Below are 20,187 nucleotides of genomic sequence, written 5' to 3' on the forward strand. Positions count from 1 at the left end.
GGTCACTCCTATTTTAGATTATAGTTCAGACCAGTTTGCTGGATATACAAAATACATGAATTTTGCATATTTTGGAGCACTAAATTGAATTTTAGAACCTTTTGGTATTAAAATAACATCCCCAGCTTCTCCTACAACTTTTCTTCCGTCGATAAGAATTTCTAGTCTTCCTTCGATTATATAATCTACTTCATCATAAGTCAATGTCCATGGGAAAGTACTTTCTGTCATTTCCATAAGTCCAGCACCTAATCTTGGGCTTTCTTCTAATGTGAATAAATCTGTTGTAGTAACTTGGTCATTAGGATTTCCTGTATCCATCTTAACTCTTTTTGTCATTTTATTTAATTTTACTACTCCAACTCCACTTTTATCCATTTGTTTATATTCTTCTTCAGAATTTTTTCCTAATTCTTCTTTTATAACTTTTCTTATTAATTCTTCTAATAATTCTTTATCCATTTTTTCACCTTAATTCTATTTAGATTTTTTAGTAAATAATACTTTAGCTATAATTATTGCTAAAATTCCTCCAGATAATTTTCCAGCTATCATCGGAGCTATCATAGCTTTATCAACTCCACCAGTAAATCCTAAGTGATCTCCAAATACAAATGCTGCACAAACAGCGAAAGCGACGTTTATTACTTTACCGTTAGCATCCATATCTTTCATCATACCAAACATAGGAATATTATTTGCTAATGATGCAACAAGTCCAGCTGCTCCTATTTCATTCATTCCTAATTTTTCTCCTACTTTCTCAAGTGGTTTTTTGAATACTTTTGTAATAAAATGTACTAGTGGGAAAGCTCCTGCCAATACTATTGCTATTGACCAAATTATTCCCATACCTTCTCCAATTGGTGCCATTCCTGGTATAATAACTATTCCTGTTAAGTTTTCGATTATTGCTGCAGCAAGTCCTATAGTTATAACAACAACAACTCCTGTTCCAAAATATGTAAATCCTGTTGTCATTTTTTCAGGAATTAACCATAATCCAATTATTATTAATACAGCAAAAATTATAATTGGTACTAAGTTTCTAACTACAGTAAGTAATGGGAAACCAGCCACTAATCCTCCAACTAAACAACCAAATGGAATAGCTACCATTCCAGCAAGAACCCCTTTTGCTAAGAAAGGTCTATCTTCTTTTTCAATAATTCCTAATGCTACTGGTATTGTGAATACTACAGTTGCTCCCATCATTGATCCTAATATAAGTCCTGCAAATTTACCAACCATTGGATCTTGAGCCAAGCTCATTGCTAAAGGATACCCTCCCATGTCATTTGCTAATAAAGTTGTAGCAAACATTGCTGGGTCAGCACCTAATGCAGAATATACAGGTCCAACTACTGGTCTTAAGATATTAGCTAAAACTGGAGCTAAAGAAACTATTCCAACCATTGATAAAGCCAAAGCTCCCATAGCCATAATTCCTTCTTCAAATTTTTCTCCATAACCAAATTTATTTCCTAAGCATTTATCTATAGCTCCAACTGCCATAAAAAATACCATTATATAAATAATAATTTCATTTATTCCCATTATCTAAGTACCTCTCTTATAATTTTTGTAATTTTATTTATCATTTGTTCATCTTGTATAGAATAATCTTTCTTTAATATATTTTCAATTAACTTTGCAGTTTCTGAAAAATCATCCGAAGATTTTGAGCATCCACAAGATGAAATAGCAGGTTTTTCTGTACAAGCTTCTTTACCATAAACAACTTCGATATTGTTTTCTCTTACATAATCTTTTAGTGCTGATGATAAAAATGCTTTTTCTTCTACATAAATTTTCCCGCTAGAAATTTGTTCTTCTACATCTTTTAATGTTATAAATTTCTTTGACATATTACCACCTATTCTTCATCCATTCCATCAATAATTCCAATGATTGCTGCATCTACTGGTCTATCTTGCATTTTATAAATTGTTCTGGCTGCTCCTCCAGTTGCAACTATAACTTTTTCTCCTATTCCAGCTCCAACAGCATCAAAAGCTACCATTTTACCATTTGTTTCAGTTTTTACTATTAAAAATTTAAGTCCTTCTAAACCATCATATTTTTTTGTTGCCCAAACATTCCCAATAACTTCACCAATTATCATATTCTACCTCTTTGATATCTCTATATTTTTTTCTTTTGCATATTCCATTGCTGAACTTGTTACTATGGTATTATCTAATACCACTTTTCTTATTCCTTTTTCTTCTAACTTTTTTAAATTAGCTAAATCAAGTAATTTTGAATTGAAAACTTCTTCCTTTTTTAATATAGAATTTAGATAAAAATCTTTTGTTTCAACTTTTATTCCATAAGACTTTATTTGTGAAATATAGCTTTCATATTTTTTTAGCAACAATGTAGGAATATTTTCATATTTGGAAAACTCAATTCCCTCTTTTATGATGACTATTTCTTTATTATTTAAAAGAGCTTTTATAATTTTTTCTTCATAACTGTCATCATAAACTGCATTAGAGATATTAAACAAATTTTTTAAACTTAATTGTGATACTATAACTGTGTGTGCTTCTTCAATAAAATTAAATTTTTGACTTAAAAATTCTCTTATTTCTTCATCTTCTCCAAGAAAACAAATGTCTTTTTTTGCTTCTAACTCTCCTGAATTACTTGATAAAACTTTTCTTAATTCTTTTTTTATTAATTCAACTATGTATTCTTCATTAAAGTTATTTTCCATAATTTACCCCTTTATCTCAAATCATAGTTTCCATTATTTATTTTCAATATTACTAGATATATAACATCACTCAATATATTGAATGCTTCTAGTAAATCTTTTCTGTTAACCTTATAGTCTTCAACCAAATAATTAATAGCTTCAACTTCTAGTTCTCTAGCTAAGAATCTTAATTTATTCAATTTATGAATAGCTAAATCACTTTCTAGGCTTACTTCTAATAAATGCCCTTTTTTAAAGTAATCTTTTGGGTTTTCTAAAATTTCTTTAATATCTCTAATTGTTTTTGAATCTAATAAAACTTGATTTTCTAAAATTTTATCTAATTTTTCTGCTACAATGATATTTTGTAGAAATTTTATTATACTCTCCATATCTTTTACAAACTTTTCATTAGGAAATGATAGCACTAATTCTTTTGTAGTTAATAATAAATCTGCTAAGAAAGTATCCATCTTACCTCTAAATCTAATTTGTTTACTATTTTTAGCAACTAGAACATTACCATCAATTTGAGTCATATATTCTGGTTTTTCAAAGTAATATTCTCCATTTTTACCTACATATTTAGGCTTTTCAAAAATTTCTTTAACTTCTTCTTTTTCAGAAACTACTTCTTTATTTTTTGTTGTAGAAGTGTTTGAAGTAGAAATTTCTCCTTTTATTATTAGCTCTATCCCTTTTTCAGTTAAGAATTGTTTAGCTGAAGGTGTTAAAAGAGTTCCCTTTTCAACTTCAAATGTATCAAAAGGCTCTTTTCTATATTTAATTTTTAGAATGTCTTCTGATAAAACCATTTTCCCTCCACATTAGATATCCCCTCTTATCTTTTTATCTATAGGAAAGTATAAATTTAAAAAGTAAAAATTAATCCCTGACGTCCGTATTAGTTTGAAGAGCCTATGTTCATTGAGCTCGTAAAACTCATACGGCTGCCAAGGGACTTTATTTTTAAAGCTGGGAATATATTCTTAATTTTATTTTCTGTACTCAGCTATAATTCTTCTAATCATATCTTCTACATCTGAATTTGTTGTAGTTGAAGATGAGTAATCAACAGTTTTTTTGAAATCTGATAATTCTCTAACTCCTGTTGCAACTCTTCTGATATTAATTAGGTTCATTGGAGTTACATTATCAGAAGTTGAACTTCCTCCAACTGCTCCACAACCTAAAGTAAATGCTGGTGCTAGATTTGTTGTAGCTCCAACTCCTCCTAGTGATCCTCCTACATTTACTAACATTCTTGAAACTGGTTTCTTTAATGCAAATTCTCTTATAATATTTTTATCTTCAGAGTGTATAATTAAAGTATGTCCTTCTCCTTCATTTTCAAGTAATTCTATTGCTCTTTCACATGCTTTTTCTGCATTTTCTTCAACATAGAAAGCTAAAATTGTTGTTAATTTTTCTCTTGAATATGGATTTGCTTTTGATACAGTATTTTGTTCTGACAATAATACTTTAACATTTGAAGGAATATTTAATCCTGCTAATTTTGCTAATGTTTGAGCATCTTTTCCAACTATTTGCGGATTCATTGTTCCATTAGCTCTTAATATAAATCTTCCTAACTTATCACTTTCTTCTTTAGACAAGAAGAATCCTCCTTGCTTTCTAAATTCTTCCATTACAGCTTCTTTATTGCAAGGTTCTACTATTACTGATTGTTCAGATGCACAAATAACTCCGTTATCAAATGTCTTACTTTCAATAATTTTTCTTACTGCTTCTTTTACATTAGCAGTTTTTTCTATAAATGCTGGTCCATTTCCTGGTCCAACTCCGATAGCTGGTCTTCCTGAACTATATGCAGCTCTTACCATAGCTTCTCCACCAGTTGCAAGTATTATAGAAGTATCTTTTGATCTCATTAATTCATTTGTTCCTTCTAATGTAGGGATTTCAATAACTCCTATTAACCCTTCTGGTGCTCCAGCAGCATATGCTGCCTTTTGTAATAATTTAACTGTATCTATAACACAATTTTTTGCATTAGGGTGTGGACTTACTATAACAGCATTTCCAGCTTTTAATGAAATTAATGTTTTATAGATAGCTGTAGATGTAGGGTTAGTTGATGGTGTTAAAGCTGCAACTATTCCCATAGGAACTCCTACTTCAGTAACTGTTTCAGTTTCATTTAAAATTCCAACAGTTTTCATATCTTTTATGTAATCATAAAGAAATTCTGTTGCAAATTTATTTTTAATTACTTTATCTTCCCATTTTCCGAAACCTGTTTCTTCATGAGCTTTTTTTGCTAAATCAACATAGTGATTTTTCATTTCTTGTACTATTGCATATACTATTTTATCTATTTGTTCTTGTGTGAAACTAGCGTATATTTTTTGAGCTGTTTTAGCTGCTTTTACTAAGTCTCTCACTTGTTGGATTGATAACAAATCTTTATCCATTTTATGATCCTCCGTTCTTACTTCTAACTATTCAAAATAAGGGTGACCCTCTGTCACCCTTATTTAATTTTAAACTATTATTTGTCGAATTTTGGTAATATTACTTCAACTTCTGAGTGAGGTCTAGGGATTACATGTACAGATATTAATTCTCCAACTCTATCTGCTGCTGCTGCTCCTGCATCAGTTGCAGCTTTTACAGCTCCAACGTCTCCTCTTACCATAACAGTTACAAGTCCTCCACCTACTAATTCTTTTCCTACTAATGTTACGTTAGCTGCTTTTACCATTGCGTCAGCTGCTTCTACTGCTGCTACTAATCCTTTAGTTTCTATCATTCCTAATGCGTTTAATGTTGACATATTATTCATCTCTCCTTTTAAATTAAATATTATTTTTTACTTTTATTTTTTACTTTTTTATTTTTACTAACTTTTAAAATCTCATTGATTTCTTCTATTTCTTCTTCAATTGATTTTAAATCTTTTTCTTCAACTTCTTCTTTAACTTCAATCTTAATTTCAGGCTCTGCTTCTACAACAGGAGTTTCATCCTTTTTTTCAACTTCAGTTTTTTCAGAAGGAGTTGGTATTCTATTAATAATTTTTTCAACAGAATCATCGGGTCTAGGTATAACATGACTTCCTATATATACACCTAAATTTTTTGTTGCTGTTACCGCTGCTTCTACTGCTGCTTTTACAGCTGCCACATCTCCCTCAATTTCAATACATACAAGTCCACCTTTTGTGTGAACTTTGTTTATAAGTTCAACTTGAGCCGTTTTTAAAGCCACATCAGCTGCTTCAATAGCACCAACCATACCCTTTGTTTCAACTAGTCCAAGTGCTTTCATTTTTTACTCCTTAGATTTTTGTAGGATTTGCTGCTACAAATTTAACAGCATCTGCGAATGCTTCACAAGCTGCCTTACATGCTGATTGACTTCCTGTTAAAAGTCCTCCTCCAAAGTTTGTTTCAGAAGGTGGTCCAAAGAAAGCAGCAAGTCTAACATCTGCAGCTTTTAATGCAGCATCTAATGCATACATTGCTTCTAAAGGTGGAGCTATTAAGTATGCTAAAGCTTCTCCTTCTTCTATTCCTGCAGTTTTTGATAAGTAACTTCCTGTTCTTGATACACAATGTGCATAGTAAGGAATTGTATTATCTTCGTTTGCACTGTAGAAACATCCTCCATTTTCAATAAAGTCTACAGCAGCATTTAATCCACTTTTTACTTCAGCTGGATTAGGTCCTGCTATAATTCCTATAACTTCCCCAGCTAATTTTGTATTTGCATTAGCTGCTCCTCCATAGAATGATCTTCCATATACAACTACAACTTCTGCCATTTTTGTTGCTTCATCTAATGCAGTGTAAGTAACATCATCACTGTCAGCTGTTATAATTCCTATACTTCTGTATCCATTAGGAAGATTTAATTCTTCTGCCATTTTAGCATCAACATTTGGTATTAACTTTACAGATAATACACTTGCTCTTAAAGCGTCGTTTATCATTTTTACCTCCACACTTTTTAATTTTATTTAATATCTAGTAAAAGTAAGTAAATTACATACTAATAAACTACTTTTACTGTAAAATTACAATTTTAAATCTTGTCCACTTGCTTTTGCATCTAGTACTTTTTTAATTATGTGTGCAATATGGGCTCCTGCTTCTGCAGCTGGTGTTCCTTTAATATGAATATTTGAAACAACTGTTCTTTTTGCTTCAGGAATTCCTACATATCCTTTGTAAGTTATGTAAGCACTCATACTTTCTGCAGTTGCTAATCCAGGTCTTTCTCCTATTAATACACAAGTAACTTCTGCTCCTACAACTTCAGAAACATCATCTGCTATACCAACTCTTGCAAGTTTTGCAAAGAATGGAGTTCCTACAGAAATTCCATAAGATTTTAATCCATTTAATAAAGCTGGTAAACAGTCTTCAATATTAGCTTCTATTGCTGTAGAACTTAATCCATCCGCAACAAATACTTGTACTGTAGGATTTTGTACACATTTTTCTTTTAATGTTTTAACAGCTTCTTCATCTAATCTTCTTCCTAAATCAGGTCTTGTGATATATTGATCTTTATCTTCACATCTTGATTTTACTGTGAATAAATTATTAGCTTGTAAAAATTCTTCACTTACATTTGTTAAAACAGCGTCTTGAGCTGCAGCGTGGTCTGCTCTTAATCTTAACAAAGTATGAGTTGTATATCTTGATCCAGCTCTAGAAATGGCTAATCTTGCTGGAGTTTTTCTTTTATACTTTAATAACTCTTCCCTATTTGCTACATTTTTTAATTCTATAACTTCTCTTAAATCTTCTTTTGTAATGTCATCAATGATTCCATCTTCTATATGACTTTCAGAAGATTTTTTAGCTTCTGCTGGTGCTGATGCTTTTACTTGTCCTTCAGCCGACATTTCTTTTAATACTTTTCCTATAATTTCTTTTAGTTCTAATTCAGAAACCATTTTTCTCCTCCTTATTTAAGAAATACTGAAGGATCTCCAGCCTTCTCAGTTAATTTTCCATCTTCTGTCATAAATCCATATTTTACTAGCCATTCATGGAATGGTTTTATAGGTTTTTTACCAAATAATTCTCTTAAGCTTTGGTTATCGTGGAAACCTGTTGTTTGATAGTTCAACATTATATCGTCTCCAGCTGGAATTCCCATGAAATAGTTACATCCTGCTGCTGTTAATAATGTTGCAAGAACTTCAACGTCACTTTGGTCTGCTTTCATGTGGTTAGTATAACATACGTCAACTCCCATTGGTAATCCATGTAGTTTTCCCATGAAGTGATCTTCAAGTCCAGCTCTTATAACTTGTTTACTATCATATAAGTATTCAGGTCCTATAAATCCAACAACTGTATTTACTAGGAATGGTTGGAATCTTTTTGCAAATCCATAACATCTAGCTTCCATAGTAACTTGGTCTGCTCCATTGTGAGCATCTGAAGATAATTCTGAACCTTGTCCTGTTTCAAAATACATTACATTTGGTCCAGCAGCTGTACCTTGTTTTAAAGCTAGTTGTCTTGCTTCTTCTATCATAGTTCCTGTTATTCCGAAAGCTTCATTTCCTTTTTGAGAACCTGCTATACTTTGGAATATTAAGTCTACTTTAGCACCTCTTCTTATTGCTTCCATTTGTGTAGTAACGTGAGCCAATACACAAGTTTGAGTTGGTATTTCATAGTCTGTTTTGATTTTATGGAATCTTTCCATAACTGCCATAACACTATCAACACTATCATCAACTGGGTTTAATCCTAAAACAGCATCTCCCATTCCATATGTTAATCCTTCTAATGTAGATATCATTATTCCATCAGGATCGTCTGTTGTATGGTTAGGTTGTAATCTTACTGCTAGAGTATCGTATCCACCAATTGTTGTATTACAGTGAGCATGTACTTCAATTTTTTTAGCTGCTACGATTAAGTCCATGTTAGACATTAATTTTGCAACTGCTGCGATCATTTCAGATGTTAATCCTCTTCTGATCCAGTTAATTTTTTCAGGAGTAGCTTCTTCACTTAAAAGCCATTCTCTTAATTCAGAAACTGTCCAATCTTTAATTTCATCATAAATTTGTAGATTTAAGTCATCAATTATAATTCTTGTAACTTCATCTTCCTCATATGGAACTGCAGGATTTTCTTTTAAATCTTTTAAAGTAACTTTTGATAAAACTACTTTTGCTGCAACTCTCTCTTTCGCTGAACTAGCTGCAATACCAGCAAGTGCATCTCCAGATTTTCTTTCATTTGCTTTTGCCATTACTTCTTTTAAAGAAGAAAAATTGTAAACATGGTCAAATAGCTTTACACTTAATATCATACTTTCACCTCTTATATTTTTTACTATTTATAGTTTTTTAACACCAGTGTTTTTACAACAACTGGTAGCACACTACCCATACCCAAAGGTTTCCCAACATCAATGTAATCTCCATCGTTTACGCTTATGCTATCTACACAGACAACGTCAGTTTTACCATTTGTATTCAACATTAAACATTGACCCAAAACCTTACCAATATCTTTTTCAACTACTACAATAAGTCTTGGAACACTTTTAAATACTTGTGTTATAGCGTCTGCTAAACCAACTATTTTTTTGTATTTCATATTGCTGTCTCCAACAATACCAATAGCAACATCTTGTCTTCCTTCGTTATTTCTAAACCAATCCAATCTTTGTTCTAGTCTTTCTTTGAACTCGAATAAATTTTCTTCATCTTCTTTACTCATTTTTATAACCGGAATATTTTTGATTGGAAGAATGTCTTCATTAGTATAAGTTATAGTACTTCCACTTATTTCAGTAGTATAATTTCCAGCTCCTACAACAGTTGCTCCTATAGTTTCTCCAACTTTTACGAACTTAACTCCTGCTGTTTCAAAAGCTTTCTTTATTTCTTTTCCAAGTACTATTCCTATATCTCCATACTTGAATTCATCACCACTATAATCATTATAAACTAGATCAGCTACTCCCCCAGAAAAACTTACATAATCAAGTTCATTGTTTCTTGTATGAAAATCTTTGTAAGTTATCAACAAATCATAATTATCAGTTTTTGTTTTATAAGAAACTGATTGTAATAGAATATCTGCAACTTCTTTACATAATTTAACTATTTCATTTTTATCACATTTAGAACCAACTTTAATATTAAGTCCTAATCTCGAAATAAGTTTTGTAAATTTATCACTTATATAATCAATAGTCATTGTAGCAGTATTGATTTTTATAAGTCTTCCACCTACGTCTAAACAAGTTGTATCCATTACCTTTCCTCTGTCAAAGTAACAGATATTAGTTGTTCCTCCACCTATGTCCAAGTTAAATATTCTAGTGTTATTTTTTTCTGAAAAAGCCATAGCCCCAGAACCTTTACCTGCTATTATACTTTCAAGATCTGGCCCTGCAGTTGCAACAACGAAGTCTCCTGCCATTCCACTTAAAGCATTTAATACTTCATTTGCATTTGATTTTCTAGCAGTTTCTCCAGTAATAATTACTGCTCCAGTAGATATAGAAGATGGTGTCATACCTGCCTTTTTATATTCTTCTTCCACAATTTTTTTTACACCTTGAGAATCAATTTCAGTTTGACTTACTAATGGCGTAAAATAAATATGACTTCTATAAACTACATCTTTAGATATAATTTTTATTTGAGGTACTCTCGCTCCAGAAGCTGTATTTTCTAAGACTATTTTACTAAAAACAACCTGTGTTGTTGATGTTCCTATGTCTATCCCAACACTATTAATTTCTTCTCTCATAGACAACTCCTTTTTTTAGAATAAAAAAAGCTGGAAATAGAAAAAAATCCTATTTGCCAGCATCATTGCTTTTTAATTAATATACTCCGTTGTATACCATTTTTATTTTATTATTCTAATTTTATAAATTTTATTACATTTCTAATTTTTCAAAATTAATTATCACTTAAATTTTTTAATAAATTTTTTGACGCCATTATCAAAAATTATAAAATTAAGTATTAATTTTATCACAACTGATACATTTCTCTGAACCATTCTGTTCCTAACTTGTATCATTTATTAGAAAGTATAATAAATTTTACTTTCTCCTATATTAAACTCTATTTTTTATATTTTGTCAATATATTTTTTTAATAGATTAAATCAAATAATTTTATCTTATTTAAATCTCTTCAATCTTAAAGCGTTAGTCACAACAGAAACAGAACTCAATCCCATAGCAAGACCAGCTATCATTGGATTTAATAAATGGCCAGTTAATAAGTAAAGTATTCCTCCTGCTATTGGTATTCCACAAGTATTGTAGAAAAACGCCCAAAATAAATTTTCTTTTATATTCTTTATTGTAGCTCTACTTAATCTTATTGCTGTAAGTATCACTTCAATATTCTTATTCATAAGAACTATATCTGCACTCTCTATTGCAATATCTGTCCCACTACCTATTGCTAATCCAACATCTGCTTGAGCAAGTGCTGGAGAATCATTTATTCCGTCTCCTACCATTGCAACTTTCTTACCTTTTTCCTGTAACTCTTTAACTTTTTTATATTTATCTTCTGGTGAAACTTCTGCAATAACATTATCTATATTCAATTTTTTGGCTATAACTTTAGCTGTTCTTTCATTATCTCCAGTAAGCATATATGTTTCAATTTTTTCTTTTCTTAATTTTTCTATTAACTGAATACTTTCTTCTCTAATAACATCTGCTATTGTAATAAAAGCTATTAAATTATCTTTGTCTGCCAATAATATAGTAGTTTTACCTTCTAATTCATACTTATGTATTAGCTCTTCTTTGATATTCCCTATATTATTTTCAATTAATAATTTTCTATTTCCTAAAAAATATTTATTATTCTCAATTTCTCCAATAACTCCTCTACCAGAAATTGATAAGAAATTTCTAATATCGTATTCAGAAAAATTCTTTTCTTTTAATTTTTCATAGACAGCTTTTCCTAGTGGGTGTTCTGAATTTTTTTCCATAGAAGCAGCTATTTTTACAATTTCATCTTCACTTAAATCACTAAGACTTATAATATCTATAACTTTAGGATTTCCCTCTGTTAAAGTACCAGTTTTATCAAAAACGATAGTATCTATTCTATTTAATTTTTCCAGTGCCTCTCCAGATTTAATAAGTATCCCTAATTCTGCTCCTTTACCTGTACCAACCATTATTGCTGTAGGAGTTGCAAGTCCCAACGAACAAGGACAAGCTATAATAAGTATAGAAATAAATATTGTTAAAACAAATTCAAATGGACTTCCTATTATTCTAACAGCATTATATTTTATAGCAAACCACCAAATTAAAGATACCACTATTGCTATTGTAATTACTGTTGGAACAAATACCAAAGACACTTTATCTGCAAGTTTTGCTATTGGAGCTTTTGTCATTTGAGCGTCCTCAACAAGTTTTGCTATTTTTGAAATTAAAGTTTCATCTTTTGTTGCATTTACAAGAACTTTTAAAGCTCCATCTTTGTTGATACTTCCACTGTATACACTGTCGTTTTCTCCTTTTTCAACTGGTATACTTTCCCCTGTAATCATAGCTTCATCTATACTGGAATGCCCTTCTACAATTACTCCGTCAACAGGGATTTTTTCTCCAGGTTTTATAAAAACAGTATCTCCTTTTGAAACTTCTTCAATATTTACTTCAAATATTTCACCATTTCTTATTATATTAGCTTTTTTTGCTTGAAAATTAACTAATTTTTTGATAGCTGCTGAAGCTTTTCCCTTACTCAATGTTTCTAAATATTTTCCTAGCATAACAAAAGCTATAATCATTGTTGCCGACTCATAATATAAGGAATGCATCAAATGAACATTACTTTCAGCAAAAATTCTATAACTTATATACAAACTATATACAAATGCCGAACTTGTTCCAACAGCCACCAAGCTATCCATATTTGGACTTAACATTATTAATTGCCTGAATCCAACTCTATAAAATATTTTACCTATCCACATAACTATTATCGTTATAACTAATTGAGTCAATACATAGTTTAATATTTTTATTTCCGGATTCAAGAAACTTGGCAAAGGCATAGAAAACATATGGCTCATAGAAATATACATTAATATAAATGATAATAAAACAACTATTTTAGTCTTTGCTAATTCATTTTTTAATTTTTTTTCTGCTTTTATATTTTCTTCCTTTTCTCTCAAGTCTTCTCTTTTTTTAGGAATATACCCAAGTTTTTCAATAATTTTTGTTATTTCACTAGCTTTTATTTCACTTTCATTATAATCAATATCAGCCATATTATTTGAAATGTTAACTAATGCTTTTTTTACTCCATTAGTTCTAGATAATTTTCTTTCAATTTTTGCTACACAAGCTTGACAACTTATTCCCTCTATTTTTAGTTCTAATTTTTTAAAATTTTCTTTTGTTAAATCTTCCATTTTTCCCTCATTCTATAAACAATTACTAAAAGTTAATCAGATTTTTTATTAAATTTAAATATTAAAATTAGTCTCTTGACAGCCGTATGAGTTCTACGAGCTGGATAAATACAGGCTCTTCGGACTAATACGGACGTCAGAGACTTTGTTTATATTAAATCATATCCTGCATCATCTAATTTTTCTCTTATTTTAGTTAATACACTTTCATCTTTAACTTCAACTTCTGCCGAACCAACTTTAACATCTAAGACTTTTATTTCGTCTATCTCTTCTAACGCCTTCTTTACAGATTTTACACAATGTTCACAAGCCATACCTTCAATTTTCAAATTTAATTTCATAAAACTCCTCCTAATTTATATTTTAATATTTATCCTTTTATTTTCTTTAAATTTTCACTCATCATAAAAAATAACCACTTATCTTTTCTACCTAATTCTTCGGCTTTTTTTAAATTTTTTAACGACTCTTCATATTCTCCAATTTCAAACTCAATAGCTGCTTTTTCAGAATAAAACCATATATCTTTTCTACCTAGTTTTTCAACTATTTCTAGATATTCTAAAGCTTCACTATATTTCCCTAAAGCCCTATATGTCCAAGCTATTTCAGAAATTAAAAATATATCCTTTCCATTGTCTAATTTGTAAGCTAAAAGATAGTTCTTTAAAGCTGTTTCAAAATCTCCTAAAGCTCTATAACATAAACCTATTTGAATATTTATCCATTTATCATTTCTTCCTAAATCATTTGCTTTAAAATACCACTCTAAAGATTTTTGAAAGTCTTTTATTACACCGTATGTCCAAGCTATTTGTGAGCATATCCAAATATCATTTCTTCCAACTTCTACTGCTTTCAGATAATACTCTAAAGATTTTTTATATTCTTTCATTTCTCCTAGACAATAACCAAGTTCAGAATAAATCCAATCATCATTTCTTCCTAGTTGCAATACATATTCTAATAATTCTTTAGCTTCTTCCCATCTAGATATCTTATTTAAAATCCAAGCTATATTTGATTCACAATAGATTTTATCCTCTAATGTTTCAACATATTTTCTAGCTTCAAAAGCATATTTTATAGCAATTTCTATTTCATTTTCATCTTCTTTTAATTCAGCGAGACTTATATACGATCTCAACAAGTATTCTTTTGTTCCTTCCGCTTCCGGTTTTATATTAAATGCTTTTAAAAAATATGTAATAGCATTTTCATATTCGTTTTCAAAAAAATAAGCACTCCCTATTCTATAATTCCATAAAAATGATTTTCCTTCTTCAGCTTCTATTCCTTTTAATACATCAATTGCTTGTCTATATTCAGATATAGCAATATATGTTTTTCCAAGATAACTAAGAATTTCTGAAGTTAATTCTTCTTTTTTTATTTTTTTTATTTCATCAATGATTACATCATATTTTTCATCTTGAAATAAACTTTCAAATTTTTCCATAATTTCTTATTTATAAACCTTTCTAAGATTTTGTACATTCTACCATAAAAAGTATTTTTTTTATATTAGAAATTTAATTATTTTTTTATTTACTTGTTATTACAAATAAAAAATAAATAAAGTCTCTGACGTCCATATTAGTTCGAAGAGCCTATGTTCATTGAGCTCGTAGAACTCATATGGCTGTCAAGAGACCATTTTTTTTATTTAAGTATAGTAAAAAAGTAAAAATAAATTAATTACAATTGTAGATTTTGGATAAAAAATTAAATTAGAGTGAGCCCAGCAAACTCTCCATTTTTTTACTGTTAAGAAATCTACTAAATAACTAACTATTTTTACTTTTTAAATAATATTTTTTTTATTTATCTTTTTTCTTCTGAGAAATCAAGACTTGCAAGTCTTTTATATTGTCTCCATCTTCTTTGAGCATCAAACATATTCTTTTCAAATAACTCATTTGCTTCTTCCGGATTGGATTTTTTCAAAGTCATATATCTTGTTTCTCCCATCAAATATTCTTGATATAACTCCCACTTAGGTTCCTTACAATCTAGTTGTAAAGGATTTTTTCCTTGTGTCTCTAATGTAGGATTATATCTAAATATTGGCCAATATCCACATTCAGTAGCAAGTTTCATTTCTGTTTGAGATTTTGACATACCTTTTTTTATTCCATGATTAATACAAGGTGAATAAGCTATAATTATTGATGGCCCGTTATAACTTTCCGCTTCTTGTATAGCTTTTAAAAATTGTTGTTGATTTGCTCCCATAGAAACTTGTCCAACATAAATATGTCCATAGCTCATACAAATAGCAGCTAAATCTTTTTTCTTCAAAGGTTTTCCGGCAGCAGCAAATTTTGCAACGGCAGCTGTTGGTGTAGCTTTAGATGATTGACCTCCAGTATTAGAATATACTTCTGTATCCATAACAATGACATTTATATCTTCTTTAGAAGCAAGAACATGGTCAAGTCCACCATATCCTATATCATATGCCCAACCATCTCCTCCAACTATCCATTGAGATTTTTTTATCAAATATTGTTTTAATCCTATAATTTCTTTAGCATATTTATCATTTTTTCCTTCTAATAAAGCTAAAATTTTAGGACTAATCTCTCTAGTTTTAGCTGCATAAGCTCTATTTTCTATCCACTCTCTAAATAATCCTTGTAATGCGGGACTGACTACTTCCATATTAATTTCCATTATATGTTGTAATCTATCGCGAAGAGCTTCAACTCCAACATGCATACCAAAACCGTATTCAGCATTATCTTCAAATAATGATGAAGCCCATGCAGGTCCTTCTCCACAACAATTTTTTGTATATGGTGTTGACGGTGCAGAACCACTATAAACTGAAGAACATCCACTTGCATTAGCTACCATCATTCTATCTCCAAACATTTGAGAAATCACTTTCAAATAAGGTGTTTCTCCACAACCTGGACAAGCCCCATTAAATTCAAATAATGGTTGAGAAAATTGTGAGCCTTTGACAGTGTTTGTTGCTATCTTATCATTTTTATAGCTCACTTCACTATAAATATATGCTGCTTTTTTATCTTCCTGATTTCCCAATGCTGTAGCTATAGGCTTCATATTAAGAGCTTTTCCTGGAGCTGGGCAGACATTTGCACATGAACCACAACCTGTACAATCAAGTGGTGTAACTTGTATTCTGTATGTCAAGTCTTCTAAGCCTTTTCCGGTAGCTTTTTTACTTTCAAATTCAACTGGGGAACTTTTCTTTTCTTCTTCTGTTATTAAAAATGCTCTAATTGCAGCATGTGGACAAACATATGCACATTGGTTACATTGTATACATTTATCCATATCCCATTGAGGAACATCAACAGCTACTCCCCTTTTTTCAAAAGCAGCAGTTCCATTTTCAAAAGTTCCATCCTCTCTTCCTAAAAAAGTTGATACCGGTAATTCATTCCCTTTAATAGCATTAATTGGTTCTACTATATCTTTGATAAAAGATGTTAACAACTCTGTTTTACAATTTGAAGTATCATTATGTTTTTCTACTTTTTCTTTATTTCTAATTTCTAAATTTACCCAATTAGGATCAACTTCTATTTCAACTAATCCTTCCGCTCCCACGTCTATTGCTTTGTAGTTTAATTGAACTACATCGTCACCTTTTTTACCATAAGATTTATAAGCATAATCTTTCATATATTGTTGTGCTTCTTCATAAGGAATTATTTCTGCTAATTTGAAAAAAGCTGATTGCATAATAGTATTTGTTCTATGTCCTAATCCAATTTCTTGAGCAAGTTTTGTTGCATTAATAATATAAAACTTAGCTTCTGCTTTTGCTAAATCATATTTTATATTATTTGGAATATGTTCTAAAACTTCATCTTTATCCCAAACACAGTTTAAAAGAAATTTTCCACCTTTTTTTAATCCGGAAGTCATATCATACTGATTTATATAAGCCGGAACAGAACAAGCTACAAAACTTGGACTCGATACTAAATATGTTGATTTTATAGGATTCTTTCCAAATCTTAAATGCGATCTTGTAACTCCTCCAGATTTTTTAGAATCATAAGCAAAATATCCTTGTGCATATAAATCTGTTTTATCTCCTATGATCTTGATAGAGTTTTTATTAGCACCTACCGTTCCATCTGCCCCTAATCCATAAAATAAGCAAGCTTTAGTTGTCGGATCAGCAACATTTAATTTTTCTCCAACTTCAAGAGATGTAAACGTAACATCATCAACTATTCCAACTGTAAAATTTGTCTTAGGCTCATCTAATAATAAATTATCAAAAACAGCCTTTATTTGTGCTGGTGTTGTGTCTTTTGAAGAAAGTCCATATCTTCCTCCAACTATTACTGGAGCATTTTCTTTTCCATAAAATATTGATTTAACATCTAACAATAATGGTTCACCTGGAGCTCCTTGTTCCTTTGTTCTTTCTAGTACAGCAATTTTTTTAACTGTTTTAGGTAGTACATTAAAGAAATATTTTTCAGAGAAAGGTCTATACAAATGAACTGTTATTAACCCAACTTTTTCTCCATTTTCTACTAAGTAATCAACAGTTTCTTCAGCAGTTTGACATACGGATGTCATAGCAACTATAACCCTTTCTGCATCAATCGCTCCTCTATATTTGAATGGTTTATATTCTCTTCCAGTTTCTTTTGATATTTCTTCCATATAATGAGCAGCTATATCTGGCACTGCATCATAAAACTTATTTTGAACTTCTCTTGTTTGAAAATAAATATCATCATTTTGTGCTGTTCCTCTTGTAACTGGATGTTCTGGATTTAATGCCCTATCCCTAAATCTTTGTATTTCTTCATGATCTACCAATTTATTGCAAACATCAAAATCCATAAGTTCTATTTTTTGAATTTCATGTGAAGTTCTAAAGCCATCAAAAAAATGTAATACTGGAACTCTTGTTTTTATCGCTGTTAAATGAGCTACCGTTGCCATATCCATAACTTCTTGAACGGAACCACTTGCCATCATAGTGAATCCTGTTTGTCTTGTAGCATATATATCTTGATGATCTCCGAAGATTGATAATGCTTGTGCTGATAGAGAACGAGCTGAAACATGTATTACTCCTGGCAATAGTTCTCCAGCTATTTTATACATATTTGGTATTTTTAGAAGCAAACCTTGTGAAGCTGTATATGTAGTTGTTAAAGCTCCCGCTTGTAAAGAACCATGAACTGTCCCTGCTGCTCCTCCTTCTGATTGCATTTCAACCAATTTAACTGGAACTCCAAATATATTTTTCATTCCTTTCGATGCCCATTCATCAACATATTCTGCCATTGGTGAAGAAGGTGTTATTGGGTAGATACCTGCAACTTCTGTAAAAGCATATGAAGCATAAGCTGCTGCTTGGTTTCCATCCATCGTTTTCATAACTCTTTTCATTTTGTATCCTCCTCAATAAATATAGTTTATTTTTATTTTAAAAATACTTTTTTAGTTTAATATATCGTTTTTACAAACATATTATATATCATTTATTAAAAAAAATAAAGAATTTTTTCCCGATTTTCTAATTTTTTTTATTGTATAGGAAAGTATAAAAATAAATAGAAAAAATTAGTCTCTGACGTCCGTATTAGTTCGAAAAGCCTGTGTTTATTGAGCTCGTAGAACTCATACGACTGTCAAGAGACTTTTTTAATACAAACTATATTTTTTCATCTTTCTTATTTTTTCTGTCAACTATTTTTAAAGTTATCTCACTTATTTTAGGAACAAATATATATATTATAGTAAAAAATCCTAACAATACCTGATACCACAATAAAGGAATTATTTCTATTGGAGATACACTATCATTTGCAAATCCTAATAATATAAGCATTTGAGCTCCATAAGGTATTAATCCTTGCCAAATACAAGAAAATATATCTAAAAATGCTGCACTTTCTCTTGCATCGACTTCATATTTTTCTGATATTTTTTTAGTTATATTTCCTGTTATAAGTATTGCAACAGTATTATTTGCAACTGCAATATCTGCAAGTGAAACTAAAAGTCCTATCCCAATTTTTGCACTTCGTTTACCAGAGATAAATTTTTGAACAGTTTGAATAACCCATTCAATTCCACCTTCTTTTGTTACCAATTGTGCCATACCACCTGTTAAAAGAGAAAGCACAAATATTTCTGTCATGTTAGTAAAACCATTATATATCTCTTGACCAAAACTAAGTAAAGTAAAATCTCCATAAAAAAGTCCTATAAATCCTGACAAAATAACCCCTGATGCAAGAACAACAAAAACATTTACTCCAATTAAAGCCATTACCAATACAAAAATATATGGAAATACCTTTATCAATTTATAATCCTGACTTGCAACTTCTGGTATAACTTCTGGTCTAGCAAACAAGAATAGCAAAATTATTGTTAGCACTGCTGCTGGTAATGCTATATACATATTTATCCTAAACTTATCTTTCATTTCAACATTTTGTGTTTTAGTCGCTGCTATAGTTGTATCAGATATAACTGATAAATTATCTCCAAACATTGCTCCACCCATGACAGCAGCCAATATAAGCGGCATAGGAACACCACTTTTTTCTCCAAGACCAACTGCTATAGGTCCTAATGCAACTATAGCTCCAACTGAAGTTCCTGTCGCTGTCGAAATAAATGCACCTATTATAAATAATCCAACTGCTATATATTGAGGTGGAATATAAGTTATTCCAAAATTAACTGTTGCCTCAACCCCTCCCATCGCTTTAGATACAACTGCAAAAGCTCCGGCTAATAAATATATAATACACATTGTCATTATATCTGGATGCCCACAACCTTCTAAAAATGTTGTGAATTTATCTTGTATTTTCCCTTTAAAAATTAAGAAAGCTACAATTATTCCAACAAAAGCAGCTACTGGTCCAGGTAATTGATAAAAAGCTAATTTTGTTCCTTTTAAATGTAATAATATTCCTGTTCCAAGATATATCAAAATAAACACAATAAATGGTACTAATCCTATAAAACTTTTCTTATTTTCATCGTTTTCCATAGCGTTTCCTCCACAATTTTATAGTACAGTTTACTTCTCTA

18 protein-coding genes are annotated in these 20,187 nt (G+C 30.4%); all 18 read right to left on the bottom strand.

Going from position 1 to position 20,187, the window contains the following annotated elements; all coding sequences use genetic code 11:
- Positions 1 to 18: 18 nt before the first annotated feature.
- A complete protein-coding gene (locus BQ2505_RS00535) occupies positions 19 to 462 on the bottom strand; it encodes a cupin domain-containing protein (RefSeq protein ID WP_074015885.1) in 444 nt (147 codons plus the stop codon).
- Between the two features lie 15 nt (positions 463 to 477).
- Positions 478 to 1,557, bottom strand: coding sequence for an ethanolamine utilization protein EutH (gene eutH / locus BQ2505_RS00540; protein WP_074015886.1), 1,080 nt, complete (start codon positions 1,555 to 1,557; stop codon positions 478 to 480).
- Positions 1,557 to 1,868, bottom strand: coding sequence for a hypothetical protein (locus BQ2505_RS00545; protein WP_074015887.1), 312 nt, complete (start codon positions 1,866 to 1,868; stop codon positions 1,557 to 1,559). Before BQ2505_RS00545 ends, eutH begins: the two co-directional genes overlap by 1 nt.
- A gap of 8 nt (positions 1,869 to 1,876) precedes the next feature.
- Positions 1,877 to 2,125, bottom strand: a complete 249-nt coding sequence (locus tag BQ2505_RS00550; RefSeq protein WP_074015888.1) for a EutN/CcmL family microcompartment protein — start codon at positions 2,123 to 2,125, stop codon at positions 1,877 to 1,879.
- A 3-nt stretch (positions 2,126 to 2,128) separates the two neighbouring features.
- Positions 2,129 to 2,722, bottom strand: a complete 594-nt coding sequence (locus tag BQ2505_RS00555) for an ethanolamine utilization protein (RefSeq protein WP_074015889.1) — start codon at positions 2,720 to 2,722, stop codon at positions 2,129 to 2,131.
- An 11-nt stretch (positions 2,723 to 2,733) separates the two neighbouring features.
- Entirely contained in the window at positions 2,734 to 3,519 is a 786-nt protein-coding gene (locus BQ2505_RS00560; protein ID WP_074015890.1) for an ethanolamine utilization protein, read from the bottom strand.
- A 180-nt stretch (positions 3,520 to 3,699) separates the two neighbouring features.
- On the bottom strand, positions 3,700 to 5,139 hold the full coding sequence (locus BQ2505_RS00565) for an acetaldehyde dehydrogenase (acetylating) (protein ID WP_074015891.1): 1,440 nt from the start codon (positions 5,137 to 5,139) through the stop codon (positions 3,700 to 3,702).
- Between the two features lie 77 nt (positions 5,140 to 5,216).
- Positions 5,217 to 5,501, bottom strand: coding sequence for an ethanolamine utilization microcompartment protein EutM (gene eutM, locus BQ2505_RS00570; protein WP_143403511.1), 285 nt, complete (start codon positions 5,499 to 5,501; stop codon positions 5,217 to 5,219).
- 29 nt (positions 5,502 to 5,530) lie between these two features.
- A complete protein-coding gene (locus BQ2505_RS00575) occupies positions 5,531 to 5,995 on the bottom strand; it encodes a BMC domain-containing protein (RefSeq protein ID WP_074015893.1) in 465 nt (154 codons plus the stop codon).
- A gap of 10 nt (positions 5,996 to 6,005) precedes the next feature.
- Positions 6,006 to 6,659: an ethanolamine utilization microcompartment protein EutL gene (eutL, locus tag BQ2505_RS00580; RefSeq protein ID WP_074015894.1), complete on the bottom strand. Its 654-nt coding sequence runs from the start codon at positions 6,657 to 6,659 to the stop codon at positions 6,006 to 6,008.
- 84 nt (positions 6,660 to 6,743) lie between these two features.
- Positions 6,744 to 7,631, bottom strand: a complete 888-nt coding sequence (gene eutC / locus BQ2505_RS00585) for an ethanolamine ammonia-lyase subunit EutC (protein WP_074015895.1) — start codon at positions 7,629 to 7,631, stop codon at positions 6,744 to 6,746.
- Between the two features lie 11 nt (positions 7,632 to 7,642).
- The gene (locus BQ2505_RS00590) at positions 7,643 to 9,010 is read right to left on the bottom strand and encodes an ethanolamine ammonia-lyase subunit EutB (RefSeq protein ID WP_074015896.1); all 1,368 of its coding nucleotides are present in this window, start codon (positions 9,008 to 9,010) and stop codon (positions 7,643 to 7,645) included.
- Positions 9,011 to 9,033: 23 nt separating this feature from the next.
- Entirely contained in the window at positions 9,034 to 10,464 is a 1,431-nt protein-coding gene (gene eutA, locus BQ2505_RS00595; protein ID WP_074015897.1) for an ethanolamine ammonia-lyase reactivating factor EutA, read from the bottom strand.
- A 381-nt stretch (positions 10,465 to 10,845) separates the two neighbouring features.
- The gene (locus BQ2505_RS00600; RefSeq protein WP_074015898.1) at positions 10,846 to 13,125 is read right to left on the bottom strand and encodes a heavy metal translocating P-type ATPase; all 2,280 of its coding nucleotides are present in this window, start codon (positions 13,123 to 13,125) and stop codon (positions 10,846 to 10,848) included.
- 149 nt (positions 13,126 to 13,274) lie between these two features.
- Positions 13,275 to 13,469, bottom strand: a complete 195-nt coding sequence (locus BQ2505_RS00605) for a heavy-metal-associated domain-containing protein (RefSeq protein WP_074015899.1) — start codon at positions 13,467 to 13,469, stop codon at positions 13,275 to 13,277.
- A gap of 29 nt (positions 13,470 to 13,498) precedes the next feature.
- Complete coding sequence (locus BQ2505_RS00610; RefSeq protein ID WP_074015900.1) at positions 13,499 to 14,587, bottom strand: tetratricopeptide repeat protein; 1,089 nt, start codon at positions 14,585 to 14,587, stop codon at positions 13,499 to 13,501.
- A 365-nt stretch (positions 14,588 to 14,952) separates the two neighbouring features.
- A complete protein-coding gene (gene nifJ, locus BQ2505_RS00615) occupies positions 14,953 to 18,525 on the bottom strand; it encodes a pyruvate:ferredoxin (flavodoxin) oxidoreductase (RefSeq protein ID WP_074015901.1) in 3,573 nt (1,190 codons plus the stop codon).
- 265 nt (positions 18,526 to 18,790) lie between these two features.
- On the bottom strand, positions 18,791 to 20,146 hold the full coding sequence (locus BQ2505_RS00620) for a Na+/H+ antiporter NhaC family protein (protein ID WP_074015902.1): 1,356 nt from the start codon (positions 20,144 to 20,146) through the stop codon (positions 18,791 to 18,793).
- Positions 20,147 to 20,187: the final 41 nt, after the last annotated feature.

The sequence above is a fragment of the Fusobacterium massiliense genome, assembly GCF_900095705.1.
Taxonomy (GTDB): domain Bacteria; phylum Fusobacteriota; class Fusobacteriia; order Fusobacteriales; family Fusobacteriaceae; genus Fusobacterium; species Fusobacterium massiliense.

Coding starts and splice junctions, on each gene's coding strand:
- BQ2505_RS00535 (WP_074015885.1), bottom strand. CDS start 462: ATGGATAAAGAATTATTAGAAGAATTAATAAGAAAAGTTATAAAAGAA.
- eutH (WP_074015886.1), bottom strand. CDS start 1,557: ATGGGAATAAATGAAATTATTATTTATATAATGGTATTTTTTATGGCA.
- BQ2505_RS00545 (WP_074015887.1), bottom strand. CDS start 1,868: ATGTCAAAGAAATTTATAACATTAAAAGATGTAGAAGAACAAATTTCT.
- BQ2505_RS00550 (WP_074015888.1), bottom strand. CDS start 2,125: ATGATAATTGGTGAAGTTATTGGGAATGTTTGGGCAACAAAAAAATAT.
- BQ2505_RS00555 (WP_074015889.1), bottom strand. CDS start 2,722: ATGGAAAATAACTTTAATGAAGAATACATAGTTGAATTAATAAAAAAA.
- BQ2505_RS00560 (WP_074015890.1), bottom strand. CDS start 3,519: ATGGTTTTATCAGAAGACATTCTAAAAATTAAATATAGAAAAGAGCCT.
- BQ2505_RS00565 (WP_074015891.1), bottom strand. CDS start 5,139: ATGGATAAAGATTTGTTATCAATCCAACAAGTGAGAGACTTAGTAAAA.
- eutM (WP_143403511.1), bottom strand. CDS start 5,501: ATGTCAACATTAAACGCATTAGGAATGATAGAAACTAAAGGATTAGTA.
- BQ2505_RS00575 (WP_074015893.1), bottom strand. CDS start 5,995: ATGAAAGCACTTGGACTAGTTGAAACAAAGGGTATGGTTGGTGCTATT.
- eutL (WP_074015894.1), bottom strand. CDS start 6,659: ATGATAAACGACGCTTTAAGAGCAAGTGTATTATCTGTAAAGTTAATA.
- eutC (WP_074015895.1), bottom strand. CDS start 7,631: ATGGTTTCTGAATTAGAACTAAAAGAAATTATAGGAAAAGTATTAAAA.
- BQ2505_RS00590 (WP_074015896.1), bottom strand. CDS start 9,010: ATGATATTAAGTGTAAAGCTATTTGACCATGTTTACAATTTTTCTTCT.
- eutA (WP_074015897.1), bottom strand. CDS start 10,464: ATGAGAGAAGAAATTAATAGTGTTGGGATAGACATAGGAACATCAACA.
- BQ2505_RS00600 (WP_074015898.1), bottom strand. CDS start 13,125: ATGGAAGATTTAACAAAAGAAAATTTTAAAAAATTAGAACTAAAAATA.
- BQ2505_RS00605 (WP_074015899.1), bottom strand. CDS start 13,469: ATGAAATTAAATTTGAAAATTGAAGGTATGGCTTGTGAACATTGTGTA.
- BQ2505_RS00610 (WP_074015900.1), bottom strand. CDS start 14,587: ATGGAAAAATTTGAAAGTTTATTTCAAGATGAAAAATATGATGTAATC.
- nifJ (WP_074015901.1), bottom strand. CDS start 18,525: ATGAAAAGAGTTATGAAAACGATGGATGGAAACCAAGCAGCAGCTTAT.
- BQ2505_RS00620 (WP_074015902.1), bottom strand. CDS start 20,146: ATGGAAAACGATGAAAATAAGAAAAGTTTTATAGGATTAGTACCATTT.